The organism is Symbiopectobacterium sp. (assembly GCF_051710365.1).
Taxonomy (GTDB): domain Bacteria; phylum Pseudomonadota; class Gammaproteobacteria; order Enterobacterales; family Enterobacteriaceae; genus Symbiopectobacterium.
This window is the reverse complement of record NZ_JBPETA010000041.1, coordinates 1-22,851: the sequence shown is the minus strand read 5'-3', so window position 1 is coordinate 22,851 and position 22,851 is coordinate 1. Positions and strand designations below refer to the sequence as shown.

Below are 22,851 nucleotides of genomic sequence, written 5' to 3'. Positions count from 1 at the left end.
GATTGTTAGTATGAATCATGAGAGTTACCTCGTGTTTTGTATAAGGATTGGACACCCATATCAAAACCGGTAACTCTCAACCTTGCAAGGTCCAGTGTCAGATCAAGTCGCGACTAATACACCTAATCCCATCACTTCGCTCGGAACACCGGCTGAAGCCCAACTGCGAATGCGTGCCAGCGGCGTGATACCCTGCTGACGAGCTTCGGATTCCCGCATCAGCACCAGAGTTGCTGCCGCATCGTTAATTCCCGAGGCATTGCCCGCAGTGACGGTGCCGTCTGGCAGGAAAGCTGGGTGCAGTTTACCCAGTGAATCCAGCGTGGTATCGGCACGCACGAACTCATCCTGATTGAAGATACGCGTCTCTTTTTTCACGCGCAGTGCAATCGGGGTGATCTCAGCCTCAAAGCGACCGCTGGCCTGCGCGGCGGCAGCTTTTTGCTGCGACGCGAAAGCGACAGCATCCTGATCTTCCCGCGTAAAGCCGTACTGCTTGGCGATGTTCTCGGCGGTGATCCCCATATGGTAGTCATTGAAGGCGCACCACAGACCGTCTTTGATCATGGAATCGATTAATTTGCCATCGCCCATGCGGTAACCCTGACGCGCTTTCTCCAGCAGGTAAGGAGCTGCACTCATGTTTTCCATACCGCCCGCGATACAGACCTGATTGTCGCCCGCAACGATGGATTGTGCACCGAGCGCCACTGCCTTCAGGCCGGATCCGCACACTTTGCTGACAGTAAAGGCAGGGGTTTCAATGCCGAGCCCGGCAGCCTGACCCGCCTGGTGAGCCGGGTTTTGGCCCAAACCGGCGCTCAGCACATTGCCCAGCATCACTTCATCAATCTTCAGGCCTTGCGGCAGGGATGACAGGCTATCTTTAATCGTGGCGCTTGCCAGTTCAACGGCGGAAGTAGTAGCCAGACTGCCTGCGAATTTACCGATCGCGGTTCGTTTGGCACTTACAATCACAACGGAATCTTGTGTGTTCATCAGAGTCTCCTTAGTGGACTTTTAACGGTTGCAGGTCGTCGGAGACAATGAAGTTGGCTTCTGTCTTCTGGCGCAGTTCGTCGAGGGTGATATCCGGGCTGATTTCGCGCAGCACCATCTGCCGGTCGATAAATTCAAATACCGCCAGTTCGGTGACCACCATGCTGACTTTGTTGGCGGCGGTAAGTGGGTAGGTACATTCATGCAGCAGTTTGGGGGCACCGTTTTTGGCGCAGTGTTCCAGCGCAATGATCACCTTTTTAGCACCGACCACCAGATCCATGGCACCGCCCATGCCGGGCACCACCCAGTTGGCGAGGTTGGCATGTTCGTCAACCTGTAAACCGCCGAGTACGCACACATCGACGTGCCCACCGCGGATCAGCGCGAACGAGAAGGCGCTGTCAAACATCGCAGCGCCGGGCACCATGCCGCAGGGTTGTCCACCAGCGTTAACCAGATTGGTATCGATTTCAGTAATGGCACCTAAACCGAGAAAGCCGTTTTCCGATTGGAAGGTCACTTCAATGGCTTCGGGTACGTAGTTGGCTACCTGAGTCGGCAGACCAATCCCTAAATTCACAACGTCGCCGTCGTTTAACTCCAGCGCGACGCGGCGAGCAATAATTGATTTAGCGTCCATTATTTTTCTCCAACATAAAGGTGATCGACCAGTGCAGCAGGCGTCACAATGCATTCCGGCGCTAATTGGCTGACAGGAATAACCTGTTCGCATTGCGCCACAACGTTGTCTGCGGCAAGTGCTATCAGAGGATTAAAATTACGGGCGGTAAGGTGATAAATCAGATTTCCACGGGTGTCGGCGATGCTTGCCTGAATAATGGCAAGATCGGCTTTTAACGGTAATTCCAATAAATGGTCACGTATTCAATGTGTTGCTCCGCAATAAAAATAGTATTCATGCTCTATGTTCTCTTCATGCATTCAGGCTGGTTTTAAACACCTTTTTTGCATGCCAGACTATGTAGCAATACACTCATTGAATACGTGACCAAAATTGTATTGGCGGTGTTGCCCTCAATGGCGGTGGAATGGTTGCCGCAGGTGCTGGCACAGCACCATCGTGCACATCCTGATATCAAGGTTGAGTTGTTGGATACGCAGTGGGATCGCTGCCTGAAAGCCATTCTGGACGGACGCGCGGATCTGGCATTAACCGCAGGTCAGCCTTCTCCGGGCACGTTCAGTTCCCGAATGCTGTTTGCCGATGAGTTTTTCCTGATTTGCCACCGCAATCACCCTCTGGCACAGCGCCAGAGCGTTGACGTTGCCGAAGTGGCGCAGCACGCCTTTGTGGGCTTCTCTCAAGGGACCAGCATCCGTCAAGTACACCGATCAACTAATGGCACCGCACAGCTTTAACTACGTGCTTGAAGTGCGCCAACTGACCACCATGATGGGGCTGGTCGCAGCCAACTATGGTGTGAGCATTGTGACCGGTCTGACGCTGTTTCAGTTTCAGCACAAGGATATCGCGATTGTGCCGTTTCGCGATCTGTCGCTACAGCGCGGCATCTATCTGATGACCGACAAAGAGCGACAGTTGTCGCAGTGTGCCAAAGAGTTCTATGAATTTCTGCTGGAAAAAGCGGAGAGTTTCACTCCGCGCTCAGCGCCCTGACTATTGGTTCAAAAATGGTTCGCAGGCAACTGGCTGGAAGAGAAACGCATCAGGGTTTTTTCTCCGGCCAGTCATCTTCTTTATCCCACTCGGCGTTGTTGTCTCTGTGCGGAGGCAGTTCCGGTTTATTCTTGAGAAAGCGTTTATGGTCGAGGCGGCTCAGTTCTTTCATGCCGTTAATCACCATACCAACCAGAATAATCAGAATCACCCACCAGTAGTCAGCCAGCCAGGACATGTTCAATCCTCATCGATATTCATGATAAAGCGGGAAAAAATATCAGGCAGATGCGGGCGTAGCCAGGCATTCCCCGCGATATCTTCATGTTGCCAGGCTTCCAGAATAACCTCTGGTGTCAACTGTTGCGCCGCCGGTCTGGACAAGGGCTGGTAGCTGATGTGCCAGGGTTCCACAGCAACGCCGCCGCGATCGTGGGCAAAAGGTCGGTAAAAATCGAACTGCGCCATACGCACAGTAAGCCAGTCGTTCAGTTCAGCGAAATAGCCGCCCGCCTCATATTCCCACGGCTCCAGTTGCAGACGAGCCCCTCGAGGCAGGCGTGACGGATCGTAGATATCAAGCTCGGTGCCCCAGTGATGGCGGCTAGCGCCCGGCAGGGCAGACCAGCGCAATATCGCGGCACAGCGTTCCGCCACGGAAAGCGCTGCTGCTACCAGCGGCTGGCTGTTTTTATCCAGCAACGGGCGCTCGCCGTTGTATTTTTGATTCCAGATGTGGCGCTGGCGGGCAAAGTCACGAAAGGTGCTGGCGGGCTGTAACTGAAAGCCATCACGCGCAGCCGCCTGCTGTAAGCCCGTAAAGGCGTTGAGAGCGGCCGGTTGCAGGCTGTGCGCCTCACCGAGCGGGACAAGGTGCTCACGGGTTTTCCCCGTGAGCATAGCGTGCGTCATCATGCGATGAGCTGCTCCATAATGCGTTGATAAATACGGCTCAGTAATTGCAGATCCGCGGCGCTGACGCATTCGTCCACTTTATGGATGGTGGCGTTTACCGGGCCAAGTTCTACCACCTGCGCGCCCATCTGCGCGATAAAGCGCCCATCCGACGTACCGCCATTGGTCAGCAACTCTGGGGTGATTTCGCTGTAATGCTCAACGGCGGTCACTACGGCATCGACCAGATCCCCAGGAGGTGTTAAAAATGGTTGGCCAGAGAGGTTCCAGTTCAGCGTGTAGTTAAGCTGATGGCGATCCAGCAGAGCGGCGACGCGCGCTTTAATCACGTCGTCCGTCAACTCGGTGCTGAAGCGGAAATTAAACTGCACAAACAGCTCGCCGGGGATCACGTTATTGCTGCCAGTGCCCGCATTGATATTGGCAATTTGCATGCTGGTGGGAGGAAAAAAGGCATTACCCTGATCCCATTCGGTGCCCACCAATTCATTCAGGGCTTCCATGGCGCGATGTACCGGGTTGTCGGCCAGATGCGGATAGGCCACGTGGCCTTGTACCCCGTGTACCGTCAGATTGGCGGTGATAGAGCCACGACGCCCGTTTTTCACCACGTCGCCCAGTTTGCTGGTGCTGGAGGGTTCGCCCACCAGACAGTAATCCAAGCGCTCATTACGTGCCATCAACGCCTCGACCACCTTCACCGTGCCGTTCACCGCACTGGCTTCTTCATCTGAGGTGATCAGAAACGCCAGGCGGCCCTGATGATGGGGGTTCGCCTGTACAAACCGCTCGGCGGCCACCACCATGGCTGCAACTGACCCTTTCATGTCTGCTGCGCCACGTCCATACAAAAAACCATCGCGCAGGGTGGGTTCAAACGGTGGGTGCTGCCAGTGGCTGGCATCACCGCTCGGAACCACATCAGTATGCCCGGCAAACGCCAGCGTTTTGCCTTCACCGCGCCATGCCCAGAAATTCTCGGTATCGCCGAAATCCATTTTTTCAATGGAAAAACCCACCGCTTTCAGACGTTCAATCAGCAGTGCCTGACACCCTTCATCGCGCGGGCTGAGCGATGGGCGTTTAATCAATTGTTGTGCAAGTTCTAAAACGGGGCAGGACATCTCACTCTTTCTCCGCGGTAAAGGCGTGATAACTTTCGGCATTGAAGCCTAACAGGGCGCGCTCCTCGCTCACCAGCAGCGGGCGTTTGATCAAAGCTGGATGGGCCAACAGCAGCGTAATGGCGCTTTCGACATCGATGACGGCGGCGCGCTCGGCGTCGCTTAACTGACGCCAGGTGGTCCCGCGCGTATTGAGCAACGGTTGCCAATCACCGGTAAGACGGATAAAAGCGGTTAACTGCGCATGCTCCAACCCATCGACACGGTAATCATGAAACTGATAGGCAATCTGATGCGCTTCCAGCCAGTGTCGTGCTTTTTTGATGGTATCGCAGTTTTTGATACCGTACATCATCAGCGTCATGGTGATAACAGTCCTTTCTCATCGGGAGGCCATTAAGGCGGCAGGTGAATGTGTCAGCATGCCGAAAAATGGCGGGGAGATCCACCAATGCAATCTGCTCAGAATGGGATCTTGTTCGCTTTTTATTAGACAGGAAAACGTTTCGCTGGTTAAAAAGTGGGCGTATACTGGTCGCAGTTAATCACCAAGGGGACATGATGATAGAAGTAGAAGTGCGTCACTGGAAAGACTTCATTGAAGAAATGCTACGTAAAAAATAATTATCGGTTACCTAGTTTTTCCCATTGATAGATTTGAGTACAGAACCAGGAACAACATTCCACCCAATGCAAAGGCAGTCAGAACGTTCTGACTGCCTTTTTTCATGGATAAAATGAGGAAATCTTGAGTGTTTTACTCAGGAAATTGTGATTTAAAACAATGATTACACTATTTATTAATACATATCAATTAGTTATTTTCTAATGCATAATCTGCCGCAGCAATGGCGTGCAGATAGCTGGTATCAAAAAGAGGAATTTTTGTATCAGATTGATGGATTAAAAGGGGAATTTCGGTGCAGCCGAGAATCACTCCTTCAGCACCTTGCAGGGCAAGCCTATCGATAATGATGCTAAATGCTTCCCGTGAACGGTCGAGCAATACGCCGCGGCATAACTCGTCGTAAATGACACGATTGATCTCGTCTCGCTGATCGGGTTGCGGAATGATGACATCAATGCCGTGGCGCTCTCGTAAGCGACCACGGTAGAAATCCTGCTCCATGGTATAGCGAGTACCCAATAAGCCGACGCGCGTCATGTTACGCTGTTTCAGACTGTCGGCAGTGGCATCGGCGATATGCAATACCGGTAATTGACTGGCGCTTTCTACCTGGTCGGCCACCTTGTGCATGGTGTTGGTGCAGATGACGATCGCTTCTGTGCCTGCCTGACGTAGCCCGAGGGCGATTTCAGAAAGCCGCTGTGCGGCCTGCTCCCATGCGCCTTGTGCCTGGAGTTGCTCGATATCATGAAAATCTACGCTGTGCAGTATCAGTTTTGCTGAGTGCAAACCTCCCAGACGCTGTTGAACGCGTTCGTTAATAAGGTGGTAGTAGGGCACGGTGGATTCCCAACTCATGCCACCGATCAATCCAAGGGTTTTCATTGTTCGTTTATCCTGTGGGTCATTTGCGGTTGCCCGACACAATGTGTGGGGAGAAAACGGTAACAAAGGTGTCTCATTTCAAACTATTTGTAAATCGGAGCGCATATTTAGCGATTTTCATCACTTTTTATCCAAGTTCAACTGGACAAATGCGTTACTAATTGCTGTACTGTACCGGACACACATTTTGTGTCTTTCATTCATGTTAAAGGTAAGTTTGATGTCTAAGATTAAAGGTAGCGTTAAGTGGTTCAATGAGTCCAAAGGTTTTGGTTTCATCACTCCGGAAGACGGCAGCAAAGATGTATTCGTACACTTCTCTGCAATCATGAGCAATGGCTTCAAAACTCTGGCTGAAGGTCAGCGCGTAGAGTTTGAAATCACTGACGGTGCTAAAGGCCCATCTGCGGCTAACGTTATCGCTATTTAATAATACCGATTTTTTGAAAACCCGCCTTATGGCGGGTTTTTTTTATCCTGTTGTCAGGATACCAGCCAGTTGACCAGTGCGAATGCCAGCGCAGTCATGAGCAGTGAGCCTGCCAGATTACACAGAATGTTGATGGCAGCCGCTGAGAGCTGGCCCTGATTGATAAACAGAAACGTCTCCGCCGAAAAGGTGGAAAATGTGGTTAATCCGCCACACAGCCCGGTCGTTATCAGCAGTTTCCAATGTGGCGGTAACTCCGCATGACGGGCAAAATAGGCGAGGGCACCACCGATGACAAAAGCCCCGATCAGGTTTGCCATCAGCGTACCCACAGGCAGTACTGACACCGCTGTGGTGTTATAGCGCATTCCCAATGCCCACCGGGCAACGCTTCCCGCTCCGCCGCCGATAAACACGGCAAGAAACATCATCCACATAATGACCTCGTGTTGTGCATTATTTTACGTTGAAAGTGATTCAGAGCGGGCAGATCCCTACGCGCCTGCTCTGAGGCGTACGTAGGCATCATCAGCCCAAAGGGCGGTTAGGGAGGAATGCCATCTCCATGTGACAAAAACAGTGTAGCGGCTATACCCGTCATACTTCAAGTTGCAGATGCGTTGGCGGCACTCGTTATTCGGCCCATCCCTGTGCCTCACCTCTTCCGAGGCCGACGCACGCAGCGTTCAAATCTGCTTCCGGCAGATTTGTCACCCGAATCACTTACTTGAGTAAGCTCATCGGGATGAATGAACCTCATCCCTGAGGTTCACCCTGCGGGTCAGCGCAAGCGCTGTTCAAATTTGTTCCAGACAAATTTGTCACTCACTTGCCGCCTTCCTGCAACTCGAATTATTTAGGGTATATAGGTATCTGGATTCAAGCACTGGCAATAGGCGTATCAACAGTAGGGTCTAATTTTGTTACAAATGGATTTTGTGTTCGCGCTGTCGCAAGCATAAATAAGAAATATCGTTTTTATTCGCTGGTATTCCAGTATTCGTAATCAGGTAGGTGTGTGATGGAAGGTATTAGCATTGCCAAACTGTTGGTGATTGCCGCGCTGATCGTATTGCTGTTCGGCACCAATAAACTGCGCTCGCTGGGCGGCGACTTGGGTGCAGCAATCAAAGGGTTCAAGAAAGCGATGAATGACGATCAGTCAGTGAAACCGACCACCGCAGGGGATGATGCAGCACCTGCCGGTGAAATTCGTCATAACAAGGACTGATCGTCTTAATGAAAAAGGGCGGCCTGTTGGCCGCCCTTCAGCGTGCAGGCAACGTCACTTTACGCCTTGTCATCCTCGGCGCAAGCCGGGGCTCTCTGCGAGAATAGACGTGTCTTTTCTGCACGAGATTCCCGCATGCGCGGGAATGACGGAGGTGGATGGCCGTCCTTTTGCGATAAGTACGCCATTGATAGGGCCAATGTGTAACTAAATATTGTTACACTCGACGTGCTTACTTAACCTCAATGCCTTTCGCTTGCAGGTCGGCGTGATACGACGAACGCACGAACGGGCCGCAGGCTGCGTGGGTAAAGCCCATCGCCATTGCCTCGGCTTTCATTTCATCGAACTCTTCCGGACTCACATAGCGTTTCACTGGCAGGTGATGACGGCTAGGCTGCAAGTATTGCCCTAACGTCAACATGGTGACGCCGTGGCGGCGCAGGTCACGCATTACTTCAACAATCTCTGCATTGGTTTCCCCCAACCCAACCATCAGGCCGGATTTAGTCGGAATTTCAGGGTGAGAGGCTTTAAAGTTCTCAAGCAGCTTCAATGACCATTCATAGTTGGCACCAGGGCGTACCTGACGGTAAAGGCGCGGTACGTTTTCCAGGTTGTGGTTGAACACATCCGGCGACGTCACGTTCAGGATATCCAGCGCCTTATCCATACGGCCGCGGAAATCGGGTACCAGCGTCTCAATGCGAATATGTGGGTTTTTACGGCGGATAGCGGCGATGCAGTCAGCGAAGTGCTGTGCGCCGCCGTCACGTAGGTCATCCCGGTCTACGGAGGTGATAACCACGTAGCGCAACCCCATGTCATGGATGGTCTGCGCCAGTTTCTCTGGCTCATTGGCATCGGGCGTTACCGGGCGGCCGTGTGCCACGTCGCAGAACGGACAGCGGCGGGTACAAATGGCACCCAGAATCATGAAGGTTGCTGTACCGTGGTTGAAACATTCGGCCAGATTCGGGCAGGAGGCTTCTTCACAGACAGAATGCAGGCCGTTTTTGCGCATGGCCGCCTTGATGCCCTGAATACGGCTGGAATCGGCAGGTAACTTGATTTTCATCCATTCAGGTTTACGCAGTAGCTCCTGCCGCTCAGTGACGACGGTGCGTACCGGGATGAGTGCCATTTTGTCTGCATCGCGGTATTTAACGCCGCGTTCCATCTGAATCGGTTTACTCATGATAGCCAGGTTCCAGTTCTGAATCACAGGTTGAATCATGATTTAAGTTCTATGATTCAATGGATTATGTTTCTAATTAAACTTTTTTTTAAAAACTATAAAAAATTATACCATCTTTGCTGTCTGACATTCAGCCTTTACGTCGCACAAATGCATAAATAATGTAAACGGAATGTGATTTGGCACCGATAGGCATAAACCCAATGGCACCATTTCACGCCGATATACTGCGCGGTACGGGCGCACCCTGAGTGGCCCAATCCCATACCAGCGCCGATTGTTGCGTGTAGCCAAGTTGTTGCATAAAGGTCGCTACCAATAGCGGGGCGACATCTGCCACTTCCACGCCGGGTACGTGCTGGCTGACCTGCGTCATCACCACGCCCGCATAGCCGCACGGGTTAATACGCAGGAACGGTGTCAGGTCCATATTGATGTTGAGTGCCAGCCCATGGAAAGAGCAGCCTTTGCGAATGCGTAGCCCGAGTGAACATATTTTGGATTCCTGCACATACACACCCGGCGCATCAGCGCGGGCATGAGCGGTGATACCGAACTGTGCCAGTGTACCGACCACCGTATTTTCAATGGCGGTGACCAGTTCCCGCACGCCCACTTTTTGGCGTTTTAAATCCACCAGCACATACATCACTTGCTGGCCCGGCCCATGATAGGTCACCTGACCGCCGCGATCGCTTTGAATCACTGGAATATCGCCGGTAGTGAGCAGATGCTCTGCCTTGCCTGCCTGACCTTGGGTAAAAACGGGAGGGTGCTGCACCAACCAAAGCTCATCCGCGCTCTGTGTGTCACGCAAATCGGTAAACTGATGCATCGCCAATGAGACTAGCTCATAAGGTTGTACGCCAAGCTGACGTACGATGATCTTATCCTGTAGCAACATCGTGATCTTCAGGTTAAGGAAAACAATGGAGCCGATTATAGTCGCGGGAAGCGCCAGCGAACAGCACTGAAACACATTTTCCCGAGATTATCCGGTCGGGCAGGCGTCATGCCCTTACAGCACGACGCGCACGATATCGATAGCGCCCAGCTCTTCATAGAGCGTCTCGACTTGCTCAATGTGCGTGGCGGTAATGGTGATGGAAACCGAATGGTAATTGCCTTTGCTACTCGGTTTGACCTGCGGGCTATAGTCGCCCGGCGCATGGCGTTGCACCACTTCGACAACGCGGTCTACCAATTCTGGCTGCGCGTGTCCCATCACCCGGTAGGTGAATGAGCAGGGAAATTCGAGCAGTTCGTTGAGTTTGGTTTTCATGTGTTCTCCAGATGGATCGGTGCCCATGCTGATCGTCGCTGTTCAATAGCGTTTGGTTCAACATAAAGTATAACTCCCGCCGCAGCGGGAGTAATCATCTCTGAATATGGGGCCAAAAATGGTTAACCCAAGGGCTTAGCCCAACCAGCGATGGAACATCAGGCGAATGTAGTCAAACAGACGGCCAAAGATGCCACCTTCTTTGACTTCATTCATCACGACCAGCGGACGTTGTTCAATGGTTTTGCCATCAAGTTGGAAGTTGATGGTGCCAACCACCTGGTTCTTGCTCAGCGGTGCGTGCAGTTCCGTGTTATTGAGCACGTAGCTGGCTTTCAGATCTTTCATCCGACCGCGCGGAATGGTGAGGTAGGCATCTTTTTCCACGCTCAGGGAAACTCTGTCGCTATCACCGAACCAGACGGGCTCAGACGCAAACTCTTTGCCGGCTTTCAGCGGTGCAACGGTTTCAAAGAAACGGAAACCCCAGGTGAGCAGCTTTTTGCTCTCGGTTTCACGACCTTTGAAGGTGCGTCCGCCCATCACTACCGAGATCAAGCGCATTTGACCTTCAGTGGCCGAGGCAACCAGATTGTAACCTGCCGCATTGGTGTGGCCGGTTTTGATGCCGTCCACGGCCAGGCTGCTGTCCCACAACAGGCCATTACGGTTGGTCTGTTTGATGTTGTTAAAGGTGAACTCTCTTTCTTTATAAATGGCGTACTCGTCTGGCACATCGCGAATCAACGCCTGGCCAATAAGCGCCATATCACGCGCGGAGCTGTGTTGCCCCGGCGCATCCAGGCCGTGCACGGTCTGGAAATTGGTGTTCTGCAAACCCAATGCTTTCACATAGTTGTTCATCAGGCTAACGAAGGCATCCTGGCTACCCGCCACATAATCAGCCATCGCAACGCAAGCATCATTACCTGATTGGAGAATGATGCCGCGGCTGAGTTGTGAAACCGGTACGCGATCGCCCGGTTTCAGGAACATCAGCGACGAGCCCTGAAAGGTCGGGTTGCCGGTTGCCCAGGCATCTTTGCCGACGGTTACGATGTCATTCTGGGTGATCTTGCCGGATTTCAGCGCCTGACCGATAACATAACTGGTCATCATTTTGGTCAGACTTGCGGGATCGCGGCGCGCATCGGCATTCATTTCTGCCAACACTTTGCCAGAGTTGTAATCAATCAGGATGTACGACTCGGCGTCGATTTGTGGTACGCCGGGGATCATCGTCTTGAGATTGACGTCTTCCGCATGGGCCGTTGTGGCAACGCTGACGGCAAGCAGCGTGCCCAGCGCTGTACCTAAGGTGAAACGAGACGTGATAACAATATTCATGATTGGAACTACAACATCCGTGGAGTGAAGTTAAAAAACGAGCCGTACTATAGCAGATGCGCCATAGCGCGGCACCAGACATTCCGTTACGTGATTTTGCTAAAGCAGAATGGCGTAACAACCCCATGCCCGCACGTTAACAGGCGGCGGACAGGGGCGCGAGAGGATTATTGCGCGTCTGCCGCCGTGACAAAGGCGTGCTGCTGCGCTTCTGTTGCCAAACGCTGCTGAAGGTCAGTGGCCTGTTGGCGGTTTTGAAAAGGGCCAAGCTGAACGCGATACAACCCGTTGCTGGGCGTCACTTTTCCCGTCACGTGGAAGCGTTCACTCAGGCTTTTCAGCCAGGTTTGCGCACGCTGTGGGTCGCTTAGCGCCCCAACCTGAACCAGATAGCGTCCGTTACTGTTGCCAATCGGTGTCGCTGCGGGCGTCACGGCAAGCGGGCGCGCTGCTGTGGTTGCTGGCGCGCTGGTCACAGGCGTAGCGGCATGGGTATCTTCCAATACGCCAGAACGCAGGGCGGTAGGAGCACCCAGAAATCCGCTTGGGCGCGCACTGGTGCTGCTGGCTGGCATGTCGCTGTTATTTTGCACACCGAGAGCGCTGTTACTGACGGGCCTGCTGGCGATGGCTGTCGGCGCGCTGGTTTCCATCATGGGCGTACCCAATCCTCTGGCACCGAGGTTCGGGCGATCGGGTAGGGCAAAACTCTGTTTGGCGACGGTTGTCCCAATAGTGCCTGGCCCGGAGAACGTGCCATCCGGCGCGACCACGATCGCTTCAACTTTCACTTTGGTATTGTTGGATATATTGAGACGATCGCCAGCCGCCTTGGACAGATCGATGATTCTGCCCGGCGTATACGGGCCGCGATCGTTCACACGAACCACCAGACGGCGGCCGTTGCTCAGGTTTGTCACGCGGACATAGCTGGGTAATGGCAGCGTGGGGTGCGCAGCAGTAATGGCGTTGGGATCGAAGATTTCGCCGGTAGAGGTACGATTCCCGTTGGCTTCAGCGCCGTACCAGGTTGCCAGACCGACCTCGGAGAAGTTCTGCGCGTTCTGGATCACCTTGTAGGTTTTTCCCTTGATGGTGTAATCCTGCAACGTGCTCGGATTATAGGGCTCATAGCGCGGCTCGGCTCCGCCAATCTCTTCCACCGGACCATTATAAGCCGGGGTCGGCGTAATCGGCGCGCGCGGGGCTTCCGTGGTGGTACAGGCTGCAAGCATCAAGGTGACGATGCCGACCCAAAGCCAGTCCTTACGCATGTGTTTACCTCACTTTATAAGTTTTTCGAGAGCATCTTACGGTGCGTGTGGATTGACATCACAATGCCAAACCCTGCCATCAACACCACCAACGCCGAGCCGCCGTAACTGATAAGCGGGAGCGGCACCCCGACCACGGGCAATATGCCGCTCACCATACCGATGTTAACAAAAACATAGACAAACAGAATGAGAATCAAGCCGCCGACCATCACCCGGCCAAACGAGGTTTGGGCATTGGCGGCAATTACCAGACCGCGCATGATGACAAACAGATACATGGCGATCAGAACCAGCACACCAATCAACCCCAACTCCTCTGCCAATACGGCAAAAATAAAGTCGGTATGGCGTTCGGGCAGGAATTCAAGCTGTGACTGGGTGCCTTGTAGCCAGCCTTTACCTGACAAGCCCCCGGAGCCGATAGCAATCTTGGATTGAATAATATGGTAGCCCGCCCCCAGCGGATCGCTTTCCGGATCGAGCAGCATCATCACGCGGGCGCGTTGGTAATCGTGCATCAGAAAGAACCAGAGCACGGGAATAAACGCTGCAAGCAACACCAGCGCCACGGCGATCAGTCGCCAGCTCATGCCCGCGAGAAAAAGCACAAACAGGCCAGATGCCGCGACCAGAATCGACGTGCCCAGATCGGGTTGCGCCGCTACCAGCAGGGTCGGCAAAAAGATTAATACTAGGGCGATCCCGGTGTTTTTCAGCGACGGTGGGCACATATCACGGTTGATAAAGCGCGCTACCATCAACGGCACGGCAATTTTGGCAATTTCTGACGGCTGAAAACGGACAAAGCCAAGATCAAGCCAGCGCTGTGCGCCTTTACTGATCTGGCCGAACACATCCACCATGATCAACAGAATGACACAGACGATATAGAGATAGGGTGCCCAGCCTTCGTAGACGCGCGGCGGAATTTGCGCCATGGCGATCATCACGGTAAGGCCAATGGCTATCTGTGCCGCTTTACGCTCCATCATGCCGATATCCTGGCCGCTGGCGCTCCACATCACGAATAAGCTGTACCCCAGCAGCGCCAGAATACAGAGCAGGAAGGGCAGGTCGATATGCATCTTGGTCCAAATCGACCTTTTTTGTTGGCTTTCAGTCATGGCGGCGGTTACTCGCTTTCAGAACCGGGTGCGCCGGGTGGCGCATCGGGCAATTCGGTGTTGTTATCGCCCAGCATAATGTGGTCGAGCATCTGGCGTACCAAGGCGCTGATAGCAGGGCCTGCACCGCCATTCTCTAAAACGATTGAGATGGCAATTTTGGGGTTGTTATAGGGGGCAAATGCCGTCAACAGTTTGTGGTCACGCAGGTGTTCGGCGATTTTATGCGCATTGTAGGTTTCATTTTCTTTCAGGCCAAACACCTGCGCAGTACCGGTTTTTGCTGCAATCTTATAGGGCGCATCGGCAAAAAATTTATGCGCAGTGCCGTTCTGACGGTTAGCAACCCCGTACATCCCGTCTTTGGCGATTTCCCAATAGCTGGCACGCACATCGCTAAGTCGTGATACTTCTTGCTGACGATAAGGTACGATGACGCCGCTATTGCGAGCGCTATAAAGCAGGTGCGGTGTTTTCACGTTACCATCGTTGATAAGCGTCGTCAGTGCTTTCGCCATTTGAATCGGCGTGGCAATCCAGTAGCCTTGACCAATGCCAACCGGAATGGTGTCTCCTTGATACCAAGGACGTTTGAAGCGTTTTTGCTTCCATTCGCGCGTGGGCATATTGCCGGAACGCTCTTCCGCCAGATCGATACCGGTGTATTCACCGTAGCCGAACTTGTTCATCCATTCTGCCAGGCGATCGATACCCATGTCATAAGCGACCTGATAAAAGAAGGTATCCGCAGATTCTTCCAGCGATTTGGTCACGTTCAAACGGCCATGGCCCCATTTTTTCCAGTCGCGGAACCGTTTTTCTGAGCCCGGTAATTGCCACCAACCGGGATCGAACAGCGAGGTGGTGGGGATTATCACATTGGCGCTTAACGCAGAAGCGGCAATATAGGGTTTCACCGTCGACGCCGGAGGATACAGCCCCTGGGTGGCGCGGTTGATCAACGGTTTGTTAGGGTCATTAAGCAGTGCGCGATAGTCTTTGCTTGAGATGCCATCAACGAACAGGTTGGGATCGTAGCTCGGGGTGGAAACCAGCGCGCGCAGGCCACCATCGCGTGGATCGATAATCACCACCGCTGCCCGACTGCCTTCCAGCAGTTTTTCAACGTAGATTTGCAGGTTGAGATCGATGGTGAGATAGATGTCCTGACCCGCTTGCGGCGGCTGCTCGTGCAGTTGACGGATGACGCGACCACGGTTATTGACTTCCACCTCTTCATAACCGGGTTTACCGTGCAGAATATCTTCGTAATAGCGCTCAATGCCCAGTTTTCCGATGTCGCGCGTGGCGGCGTAATCGGCAATTTTTTTTTCCTTACTCAGTCGCTCTACGTCTTTATCGTTGATTTTTGATACGTATCCGAGGACATGGGTGAGGGCAGAGCCATATGGGTAATAGCGGCGTTGATAGCCTTTGACTTCCACGCCGGGAAAACGGTACTGGTTGACAGCAAAACGGGCGACATCAACGTCGCTTAAGGCGGTTTTGACCGGAATGGAGGTGAAGCGGCGTGAGCGTTTACGTTCTTTCTCGAAGTTTTCCAGATCATCATCAGTGAGATTGACGATGGGTTTTAGAGCAGCCAGCGTATCTTGCAGGTTATCAACTTTGTCCGGCACCAGTTCCAACTGGTAAATGGTACGGTTGAGTGCCAGTGGAATGCCGTTGCGATCGTAAATGATGCCGCGGCTGGGCACGATGGGCACCAGCTTAATGCGGTTTGCGTTTGAGAGTGTACGGTAGTCATCAACGCGCACCACTTGCAAATGGTACAGATTGGTCACCAGCACGCCGGAAAGCAGCAAAATACCGATGAACGCCACTAAAGCACGACGTACGAAAAGGGCGGATTCCGCCGAATAATCACGAAAGGGTTTATGTTCTGTTTTCATCCGGCAACTATTTCGTGTGTTTCATCGTACAGTCTTACTCTCTATGGTAAGGGTGATTGGTGGTGATGCTCCAGGCCCGATACAGGCTCTCGGCCACCAATACGCGCACCAACGGGTGCGGCAGCGTTAACGGTGACAGCGACCAGCTTTGCTCCGCCGCCGCTTTGCAAGCGGGGGCCAGCCCTTCCGGGCCGCCAATCAGCAGGCTGACATCGCGCCCGTCCTGTTTCCAGCGTTCCAACTGGCTGGCAAGCTGCGGCGTTTCCCACGGCGTACCGGGAATATCCAGTGTCACAATACGGTTACCTTTCCCCACTGCCGCCAGCATCAGTTCTCCTTCGCGCTCGAGAATGCGTTTGATATCCGCATTCTTTCCCCGTTTACCAGCAGGGATCTCCGTGAGCTCGAAGGGCATGTCTTTGGGAAAACGTCGCAGATAATCCGAAAAACCTGTCTGCACCCAGTCCGGCATTTTGGTGCCAACGGCGACCAGTTGCAGCCTCATGCTAGCTCCACAGCTTTTCCAGTTCGTACAGGTGACGGCTCTCTTCCTGCATCACGTGCACCATCACATCACCGAGATCGACAACCACCCAGTCAGCGCCCTGCTCACCTTCAACACCCAGTGGGATCATTCCGGCAGCGCGTGAGGCTTGTACCACATGGTCGGCGATAGACGAAACGTGGCGGCTGGATGTACCGGTGCAGATAATCATGCAGTCGGTAATGCTGGATTTGCCACGCACGTTCAGCGCAACGATATCCTGGCCTTTTAAATCATCTATTTTATCAATAACAAAATCTTGGAGTGCTTGGCCTTGCAAAGGTTCCTCCTGCCTGGCGGTTCAACCGGAGAAATGTGCTCCGGCGGGGTAAAAAGGGTTGCGTGTTCATGCGTGACGCACCGCAGGTGTTTCAGGGTATTAACGACCCATTTGGCGGCGTAGACAACGCGCTTTACCGTTTTTTACCGGACTGAAAAACCAGCGGCGGAGTATAGCATGCCCGGTGAGAGAGTGGTATGTGGGAAGCGGGTTAACGGTATAAGTCGTGAGCATCCATAAAATGCAGCACGGCAGGGGGAACCAAATCGTCGCAGGGTTCACCCTTCTGACGGCGCTGGCGAATATCCGTGGCAGAGACGGTGACCAGCGGCGTGTGCGCCAAATAGATCAATCCGTGCGGCTGCGTGTGGAGAGCTGCGGCATTTTCAGCGCTGTGCGCTTCCAGCCACGCCTGCTGTTCTGGCGTGTCCAACGTGGTGCGGTAACCTGGGCGTGCGCAGACCAACAGATGACACACCTTGAGCAGGTCTTGCCCACGGTGCCAGGCGTGTAATGTAAGCAGCGAATCCTGGCCGATAATAAAGGCCAACGGAATGTTATCGCCCATTTCTGCGCGGATCATCTCCATGGTATCAATGGTGTAAGACGGCGTGATGCGCTGCAATTCACGGTCATCCACGCTGAATAACGGCGTCTCGGCGATGGCGAGTTCCACCATGCGTTTGCGCTGTTGCGCGGTGGCTTCAGGTTGTTCGCGGTGAGGCGGTACGTTATTGGGCATCAACGTGATGCGTGTTACGCCTATTTCATCCGCCAACGCGGTGACTGGACGTAAATGCCCATAATGAACGGGATCAAAGGTGCCGCCGAAGTAGGCGATCAGTTCAGCGGGAGTAGCGCTATTCATCGGCGTTGACCATACCTGGCGCAAGCGCCTTGCCGCACAATAACAGCGTCAGCGTTTGCATTTCTGGCCAGATGGATTGGCCATAACCCTGTTTTAGCGTCAATTCCAATCGCGTCAGCAGGTGCATGGCCTGCTGCAACTGACGTCCATTGAGCCGTTGGAGTGCCTGAGTGAGCAGTGTGCGTCGGTTTTGCCACACCTTATGCTGATCGAACAGGGTGCGTAACGGTGTTGTCGCCATGTTGCGCTGCAAGGTCACCAACAGCGTCAGCTCACGTTGCAGCGTGCGCAGCAGGATCACAGGTTCGCTGTCTTCTGCTTGTAACTGTTGCAACACATGCCAGGCGCGTTTGCTTTTGCCTGCCAGCACGGCATCCAGCCAGTGAAAGGGCGTGAAGTGCGCGGCATCGTTTACCGCCTGCTCAACGCGTGGCAGCGTGAGCTTGCCGTCAGGATAGAGCAGTGACAAACGTTCCAGCGCCTGCATCAACGCCAGAAGATTGCCTTCATAGCAGTAACACAGCAGTTGCGTGGCGGCATCATCCAGTTGCAGTTTGCGTTGCTTGGCGCGTTGTGCCACCCAGCGCGGTAATTGCGCCTGTTCCGGTGTTAAACAGTTGATGATCACGCCATGCTGCGACAGTGCTTTATACCAGGCGCTGTTTTCTTGCGCTTTGGTGAGTTTGCTGCCGCGTAGAATAGGCAATACGTCCTGATGCAGCAGTCCAGCCAGTTTGACCAGATTTTCTGCCATGGCGGCGTTGGGGCCGTTTTCCGGCAGTTGCAGCAGCAGACTTTGCCGTGAAGCGAACAGGCTGAGTGCCTGACATACGCTGAAAATAGCATCCCAATCGGTGCTTTGATCTAGTGTGAAACTGAAATGCTCGGTGAAACCCTGCTCACGCGCGCGATGGCGCAGCATATCCAGGCTTTCCTGCAACAACAGTGGGTCGTTGCCAAACAGCAGATAGCAAGCGCGCAGCCCTTCATTGAGCTGCGCGGCAAGCTGTTCCGGATAGATACGGATCATGAACGCCCGTTGTTAACGCTGATGGCGGTGGCACGTTGCTGGCGGTTTTTCACCTCATCACTGCCGTTGATGGTCACCAGTTTACGCACTAACTGCTCGGCAGCCTGACGGCGCATCTCCTTACGTATGATGTCCTGCTCGGCGTCTTTTGCCAACGCGGCGAGCGGGTTATCAAAGAAGGTGCGGAACACCGTGACCGAGAGTGGATAAATATCTTCACCCGGCAGCAGCACCTGCGCCTGAACGGTCAGCACCAACTGGTACTCTGCGGTGGTCCCATCCTGGAAAATAGAGACAGTGTCTCTGGCTTCCGTGGAGCCGAGAATACGCAGGGATGCGATATCCTGACGCGCGGCGTCTTCCTCGATTCTTACATCACTGGCACGTAGCTGATCGCGAATGGCTTGGGTTAACGGACCAAAAGGATCGTTACTGGTCAGCGTTAATACCTTCAATTCGCTGGGCAGTTGTGTGGTGCCACGCAGATGAAAACCGCAGCCGGCGGTGACCAGCACCGCCAACCCCAGCAACAACGTGAATAAACGATGTCGCACAGTGCCTCCTTGGATTAACCTACAACCAGGTTAAGCAGTTTGCCCGGAACGTAAATGACTTTACGTACTGTAACGCCTTCCAGGTATTTTGCCACCAGATGTTCCTGTGCGGCACGCGCCTGAACCTGCTCCTGCGTGACATCGGCAGCAACCGTAATTCTGCCGCGCACCTTGCCGTTCACTTGCACCACGACCAGTTTGGAGTCTTCCACCATGGCATCTTCATCGGCAACAGGCCACGGGGCCGTGTCGATATCGCCATTGCCGCCCAGCGCCTGCCACAGCGTGAAGCTGGCGTGCGGTGTGAACGGGTACAGCATACGCACCACGGCCAGCATTGCTTCCTGAGTCAGTGCGCGATCCTGCTCGCTCTCTTGCGGCGCTTTTGCCAGCTTGTTCATCAGTTCCATCACAGCGGCGATAGCGGTGTTGAACGTCTGACGACGACCAACATCATCGGTGACTTTAGCGATGGTTTTGTGCAGGTCGCGACGCAGTGCTTTCTGATCTTCGGTCAGCGCGGTCACATCCAGTGCACCGGTAGCGCCTTTTTCTGTGTGGTCGTAAACCTGTTTCCACACACGCTTGAGGAAGCGGTTAGCCCCTTCAACCCCTGATTCCTGCCATTCCAGCGTCATTTCTGCCGGAGAGGCGAACATCATAAACAGACGCACGGTGTCGGCACCGTATTTCTCTACCATCACCTGCGGGTCGATACCGTTGTTCTTCGATTTCGACATCTTGCTCATCCCGGCGTACACCAGTTCGCGGCCTTCTGAATCGAAGGCTTTCAGGATGCGTCCTTTGTCATCGCGTTCCACGGTGACGTCAGACGGTGATACCCAGATACGTTCGCCGCTGTTGCCGGTGTAGTAGAAGGCATCAGCCAACACCATACCCTGACACAACAGGCGCTTGGCGGGTTCATCGGAGGTGACCAGGCCAGCATCACGCATCAACTTGTGGAAGAAGCGGAAATACATCAGGTGCATGATGGCGTGTTCGATACCGCCCACGTATTGATCGACCGGCAGCCAGTAGTTGGCCGCAGCCGGATCGAGCATACCCTGATCGTATTGCGGACAGGTGTAGCGCGCGTAGTACCAGGAGGATTCCATAAAGGTATCGAAGGTATCGGTTTCACGCAGCGCAGGCTGACCGTTAACGGTGGTTTTCGCCCAGTTGGGATCGGCTTTGATAAAGCTGGTAATGCCATCCATGACCACGTCTTCCGGCAGAATCACTGGCAGTTGATCTTCCGGTGTTGGGATAACGGCGCCATCTTCCAACGTCACCATCGGGATCGGCGCCCCCCAGTAACGCTGACGGGAAACGCCCCAATCGCGCAGGCGATAGTTGACTTTGCGTGCGCCTACGCCGAGTGCGACCAGCTTGTCAGCAATGGCGTTAAAGCCCGCCTCGTGATCCAGACCGCTGAATTCGCCTGAGTTGAACAGTGCGCCTTTCTCGGTCATGGCTTGCGCAGAGATATCGGGTTCTCTGCCGTCCAGGTTCAGGATAACGGGTTTGATCGTCAACTGATATTTAGTAGCAAATTCCCAGTCGCGCTGGTCGTGGCCCGGAACGGCCATCACCGCGCCAGTGCCGTAATCCATCAGCACGAAGTTGGCCGCCCACACTGGCAGTTTTTCGCCGGTCAGTGGATGCACCACGAACAGGCCCGTCGCCATGCCCTTTTTCTCCATGGTCGCCATATCTGCTTCGGCAACCTTGGTGTTACGGCATTCATCGATAAACGCGGTCAACGCCGGGTTAGTGGCGGCGGCGCGCAGCGCCAGCGGATGTGCGGCGGCAATGGCGACATAGGTAGCACCGATAAAGGTATCCGGACGCGTGGTGTAAACGGTCAGCTTGTCAGCGCTGTCTGCTACGTCAAAGGTGATTTCCACCCCTTCCGAACGGCCAATCCAGTTGCGCTGCATGGTTTTGACCTGCTCCGGCCAGCTTTCCAGCGTGTCCAGATCGTTGAGCAGTTGATCGGCGTAATCGGTGATTTTGATAAACCACTGCGGAATCTCTTTACGCTCCACTTTGCTGTCACAGCGCCAGCAGCAGCCATCAATAACCTGTTCGTTGGCCAGCACCGTCTGATCGTTCGGGCACCAGTTCACCGCCGAGGTCTTCTTGTAGACCAGACCTTTTTCATACAGCTTGGTGAAGAACCATTGTTCCCAGCGATAATAATCGGGTTTGCAGGTGGCGACTTCACGATCCCAGTCATAGCCAAAGCCCAGCAGCTTCAACTGGTTTTTCATGTAATCGATGTTGGCATAGGTCCAAGGGGCAGGTGCGGTGTTGTTTTTTACCGCTGCACCTTCCGCCGGCAGGCCAAAGGCGTCCCACCCGATCGGTTGCAGGACGTTTTTCCCCAACATGCGTTGGTAGCGGGAAATAACGTCACCGATGGTGTAATTACGTACGTGCCCCATGTGTAGGCGGCCAGAAGGGTAGGGGAGCATGGAAAGGCAGTAGTACTTTTCCTTGCCGGGCTCTTCGGTCACTTTAAACGTTTTGTTTTCTTGCCAGTGAAGCTGGACGCGAGTTTCTATCTCTTCTGGGCGGTATTGCTCTTGCATGGCTGCCAGGGGTCCTATTTAGTAAAGAAGCGCTACACCCGTAGCGTGTTCCGATTCATCATAATGATCCGCATAGCATAGCTGATAAGCAACGCTGGCAACAACCGTCTCTATGCCTTAAGCGCTGATTTATGCGTGCAAGCGGCAAAGTTGGCAAAAAGTGGGGTAAAGAGAGGCAATGAGTAAGAATAGTGCTTAAAACCGTCTAAAATAGAGAGGGATAGCTACAGAGGTATCGTCATTGCCCCGCCAATGTTAACCAATCCGCGTATTCAGGAGGCACCATGAACAAGAAAGCCCGGCATTATCGTGCGCTGATGTCTTCCATCATGACGCGTTTAAGCGCCGGTGAACGCGATCTGACTCAGATGCTCCAACACGCCCGGGAGAGCTTGCACGACAGCGAAGATCTCACCCACCGCGAACGCGAAGATATTATTCAGTCCGTAGAGCGCGATTTGGCCGAATTTGCTCAGCGTTACACGGATAGCCAGGACGAGGATTTATCCGATAGCGTCTTTCTGCGTGTTATCAAGGAGAGCCTGTGGCAAGAGCTGGTGGATATCACGGATAAAACCCAGTTGGAATGGCGGGCGCGGTTTAAAGATGTCAGCCATCACGGCGTTTACCACAGTAGCGAAGTCGTCGGGCTGGGTAATTTGGTGTGTGAAAACTGCCATCACCATTTGGCATTCTATACGCCGGAAGTGCTGCCTCGTTGTCCGAAGTGCGAACACGATCAGTTTCAGCGCCAGCCTTTTCAGCCCTGATGGGCTAGCTTAAGGGAAGTGCGTTCCCACTTGCGCGGGAACGCGCGTCGCAACGTCAGGCGCTGCGATACTGGATAATGGCTTAGTTGTACTAGCTCAGACCTGATCTGACAGTTACCGGTTATTTATACAGGTGTCTGTCAGATTAAATCTGGTTCAGATTTTTTTCTGCCCAGACCCGTTTACCATCAAGTAATGTTGCCATTGGCGTGC

General features: G+C 53.7%; 26 protein-coding genes, 1 pseudogene and 1 riboswitch. Of the genes and pseudogenes, 5 read left to right on the top strand and 22 right to left on the bottom strand.

The window, feature by feature from the left end; translation table 11 throughout:
• Window positions 1-105: 105 nt before the first annotated feature.
• From ACTBDZ_RS06180 to ACTBDZ_RS06170, 3 genes and pseudogenes are all read right to left on the bottom strand, one after another.
• Window positions 106-999 (bottom strand): annotated as a pseudogene (locus ACTBDZ_RS06180) (acetyl-CoA C-acyltransferase); the annotation flags it as partial.
• 10 nt (window positions 1,000-1,009) lie between these two features.
• Window positions 1,010-1,642, bottom strand: a complete 633-nt coding sequence (locus tag ACTBDZ_RS06175; RefSeq protein WP_438814659.1) for a 3-oxoacid CoA-transferase subunit B — start codon at window positions 1,640-1,642, stop codon at window positions 1,010-1,012.
• Window positions 1,642-1,872, bottom strand: coding sequence for a CoA-transferase (locus ACTBDZ_RS06170; protein ID WP_438814658.1), 231 nt, complete (start codon window positions 1,870-1,872; stop codon window positions 1,642-1,644). The genes ACTBDZ_RS06175 and ACTBDZ_RS06170 overlap by 1 nt, the downstream gene beginning before the upstream one ends.
• Window positions 1,873-2,007: 135 nt before the next feature.
• Between ACTBDZ_RS06170 and ACTBDZ_RS06165 the strand changes: the two genes are divergently transcribed.
• Both ACTBDZ_RS06165 and ACTBDZ_RS06160 read left to right on the top strand, forming a co-directional pair.
• Window positions 2,008-2,382, top strand: a complete 375-nt coding sequence (locus tag ACTBDZ_RS06165; protein WP_438814657.1) for a LysR substrate-binding domain-containing protein — start codon at window positions 2,008-2,010, stop codon at window positions 2,380-2,382.
• Window positions 2,363-2,641 (top strand): LysR family transcriptional regulator substrate-binding protein, encoded by a 279-nt coding sequence (locus tag ACTBDZ_RS06160; RefSeq protein ID WP_438814656.1) that lies wholly within the window; start codon window positions 2,363-2,365, stop codon window positions 2,639-2,641. Before ACTBDZ_RS06165 ends, ACTBDZ_RS06160 begins: the two co-directional genes overlap by 20 nt.
• Before the next feature lie 49 nt (window positions 2,642-2,690).
• On the opposite strand, the gene ACTBDZ_RS06155 is transcribed toward ACTBDZ_RS06160, so the two are convergent.
• The 5 genes from ACTBDZ_RS06155 to ACTBDZ_RS06135 all read right to left on the bottom strand — a co-directional run bounded on the left by ACTBDZ_RS06155 (window position 2,691) and on the right by ACTBDZ_RS06135 (window position 6,193).
• Window positions 2,691-2,879 carry a YpfN family protein gene (locus ACTBDZ_RS06155; protein ID WP_195314740.1) on the bottom strand — a complete coding sequence of 63 codons (189 nt, stop codon included), beginning with the start codon at window positions 2,877-2,879 and terminating at the stop codon, window positions 2,691-2,693.
• 2 nt (window positions 2,880-2,881) lie between these two features.
• Entirely contained in the window at window positions 2,882-3,556 is a 675-nt protein-coding gene (locus ACTBDZ_RS06150) for a M15 family metallopeptidase (RefSeq protein WP_438814655.1), read from the bottom strand.
• A complete protein-coding gene (gene dapE, locus ACTBDZ_RS06145) occupies window positions 3,553-4,680 on the bottom strand; it encodes a succinyl-diaminopimelate desuccinylase (protein WP_438814654.1) in 1,128 nt (375 codons plus the stop codon). The genes ACTBDZ_RS06150 and dapE overlap by 4 nt, the downstream gene beginning before the upstream one ends.
• A gap of 1 nt (window position 4,681) precedes the next feature.
• Entirely contained in the window at window positions 4,682-5,044 is a 363-nt protein-coding gene (locus tag ACTBDZ_RS06140; protein WP_438814653.1) for an ArsC family reductase, read from the bottom strand.
• Window positions 5,045-5,494: 450 nt separating this feature from the next.
• Window positions 5,495-6,193 (bottom strand): aspartate/glutamate racemase family protein, encoded by a 699-nt coding sequence (locus tag ACTBDZ_RS06135; protein WP_438814652.1) that lies wholly within the window; start codon window positions 6,191-6,193, stop codon window positions 5,495-5,497.
• A 220-nt stretch (window positions 6,194-6,413) separates the two neighbouring features.
• Here ACTBDZ_RS06135 and cspE point away from each other — a divergent pair, with 220 nt between their 5' ends.
• Window positions 6,414-6,623: a transcription antiterminator/RNA stability regulator CspE gene (gene cspE / locus ACTBDZ_RS06130; RefSeq protein WP_222159976.1), complete on the top strand. Its 210-nt coding sequence runs from the start codon at window positions 6,414-6,416 to the stop codon at window positions 6,621-6,623.
• A 53-nt stretch (window positions 6,624-6,676) separates the two neighbouring features.
• On the opposite strand, the gene crcB is transcribed toward cspE, so the two are convergent.
• A complete protein-coding gene (crcB, locus tag ACTBDZ_RS06125) occupies window positions 6,677-7,060 on the bottom strand; it encodes a fluoride efflux transporter CrcB (protein ID WP_438814651.1) in 384 nt (127 codons plus the stop codon).
• A 75-nt stretch (window positions 7,061-7,135) separates the two neighbouring features.
• Window positions 7,136-7,197, bottom strand: a riboswitch (Fluoride riboswitch).
• 447 nt (window positions 7,198-7,644) lie between these two features.
• On the opposite strand from crcB, the gene tatE reads away from it, so the two are divergent.
• Window positions 7,645-7,854, top strand: a complete 210-nt coding sequence (gene tatE / locus ACTBDZ_RS06120) for a twin-arginine translocase subunit TatE (protein ID WP_438814660.1) — start codon at window positions 7,645-7,647, stop codon at window positions 7,852-7,854.
• A 232-nt stretch (window positions 7,855-8,086) separates the two neighbouring features.
• Here the strand turns inward: tatE and lipA are convergent, their stop codons facing one another.
• The 13 genes from lipA to leuS all read right to left on the bottom strand — a co-directional run bounded on the left by lipA (window position 8,087) and on the right by leuS (window position 21,868).
• The gene (lipA, locus tag ACTBDZ_RS06115) at window positions 8,087-9,052 is read right to left on the bottom strand and encodes a lipoyl synthase (RefSeq protein ID WP_438814650.1); all 966 of its coding nucleotides are present in this window, start codon (window positions 9,050-9,052) and stop codon (window positions 8,087-8,089) included.
• A gap of 214 nt (window positions 9,053-9,266) precedes the next feature.
• Entirely contained in the window at window positions 9,267-9,956 is a 690-nt protein-coding gene (lipB, locus tag ACTBDZ_RS06110; RefSeq protein WP_438814649.1) for a lipoyl(octanoyl) transferase LipB, read from the bottom strand.
• Window positions 9,957-10,070: 114 nt separating this feature from the next.
• A complete protein-coding gene (gene ybeD, locus ACTBDZ_RS06105; RefSeq protein ID WP_252319101.1) occupies window positions 10,071-10,334 on the bottom strand; it encodes a DUF493 family protein YbeD in 264 nt (87 codons plus the stop codon).
• Between the two features lie 135 nt (window positions 10,335-10,469).
• Window positions 10,470-11,681, bottom strand: a complete 1,212-nt coding sequence (dacA, locus tag ACTBDZ_RS06100) for a D-alanyl-D-alanine carboxypeptidase DacA (protein WP_438814648.1) — start codon at window positions 11,679-11,681, stop codon at window positions 10,470-10,472.
• 167 nt (window positions 11,682-11,848) lie between these two features.
• Window positions 11,849-12,955, bottom strand: a complete 1,107-nt coding sequence (rlpA, locus tag ACTBDZ_RS06095) for an endolytic peptidoglycan transglycosylase RlpA (RefSeq protein WP_438814647.1) — start codon at window positions 12,953-12,955, stop codon at window positions 11,849-11,851.
• Between the two features lie 14 nt (window positions 12,956-12,969).
• Window positions 12,970-14,082, bottom strand: a complete 1,113-nt coding sequence (mrdB, locus tag ACTBDZ_RS06090; protein ID WP_438814646.1) for a peptidoglycan glycosyltransferase MrdB — start codon at window positions 14,080-14,082, stop codon at window positions 12,970-12,972.
• An 8-nt stretch (window positions 14,083-14,090) separates the two neighbouring features.
• The gene (gene mrdA / locus ACTBDZ_RS06085) at window positions 14,091-15,995 is read right to left on the bottom strand and encodes a peptidoglycan DD-transpeptidase MrdA (protein WP_438814645.1); all 1,905 of its coding nucleotides are present in this window, start codon (window positions 15,993-15,995) and stop codon (window positions 14,091-14,093) included.
• Window positions 15,996-16,029: 34 nt separating this feature from the next.
• Entirely contained in the window at window positions 16,030-16,500 is a 471-nt protein-coding gene (gene rlmH / locus ACTBDZ_RS06080; protein WP_222159985.1) for a 23S rRNA (pseudouridine(1915)-N(3))-methyltransferase RlmH, read from the bottom strand.
• 1 nt (window position 16,501) lies between these two features.
• Entirely contained in the window at window positions 16,502-16,819 is a 318-nt protein-coding gene (rsfS, locus tag ACTBDZ_RS06075) for a ribosome silencing factor (protein WP_264624159.1), read from the bottom strand.
• A gap of 211 nt (window positions 16,820-17,030) precedes the next feature.
• The gene (gene nadD, locus ACTBDZ_RS06070) at window positions 17,031-17,687 is read right to left on the bottom strand and encodes a nicotinate-nucleotide adenylyltransferase (RefSeq protein ID WP_438814644.1); all 657 of its coding nucleotides are present in this window, start codon (window positions 17,685-17,687) and stop codon (window positions 17,031-17,033) included.
• Entirely contained in the window at window positions 17,680-18,717 is a 1,038-nt protein-coding gene (gene holA, locus ACTBDZ_RS06065) for a DNA polymerase III subunit delta (RefSeq protein WP_438814643.1), read from the bottom strand. Before holA ends, nadD begins: the two co-directional genes overlap by 8 nt.
• The gene (lptE, locus tag ACTBDZ_RS06060) at window positions 18,714-19,271 is read right to left on the bottom strand and encodes an LPS assembly lipoprotein LptE (protein ID WP_438814642.1); all 558 of its coding nucleotides are present in this window, start codon (window positions 19,269-19,271) and stop codon (window positions 18,714-18,716) included. Before lptE ends, holA begins: the two co-directional genes overlap by 4 nt.
• 14 nt (window positions 19,272-19,285) lie before the next feature.
• Window positions 19,286-21,868, bottom strand: coding sequence for a leucine--tRNA ligase (gene leuS / locus ACTBDZ_RS06055; protein WP_438814641.1), 2,583 nt, complete (start codon window positions 21,866-21,868; stop codon window positions 19,286-19,288).
• Between the two features lie 284 nt (window positions 21,869-22,152).
• Between leuS and ACTBDZ_RS06050 the strand changes: the two genes are divergently transcribed.
• On the top strand, window positions 22,153-22,638 hold the full coding sequence (locus tag ACTBDZ_RS06050) for a zinc ribbon-containing protein (RefSeq protein ID WP_438814640.1): 486 nt from the start codon (window positions 22,153-22,155) through the stop codon (window positions 22,636-22,638).
• Window positions 22,639-22,851 lie beyond the last annotated feature (213 nt).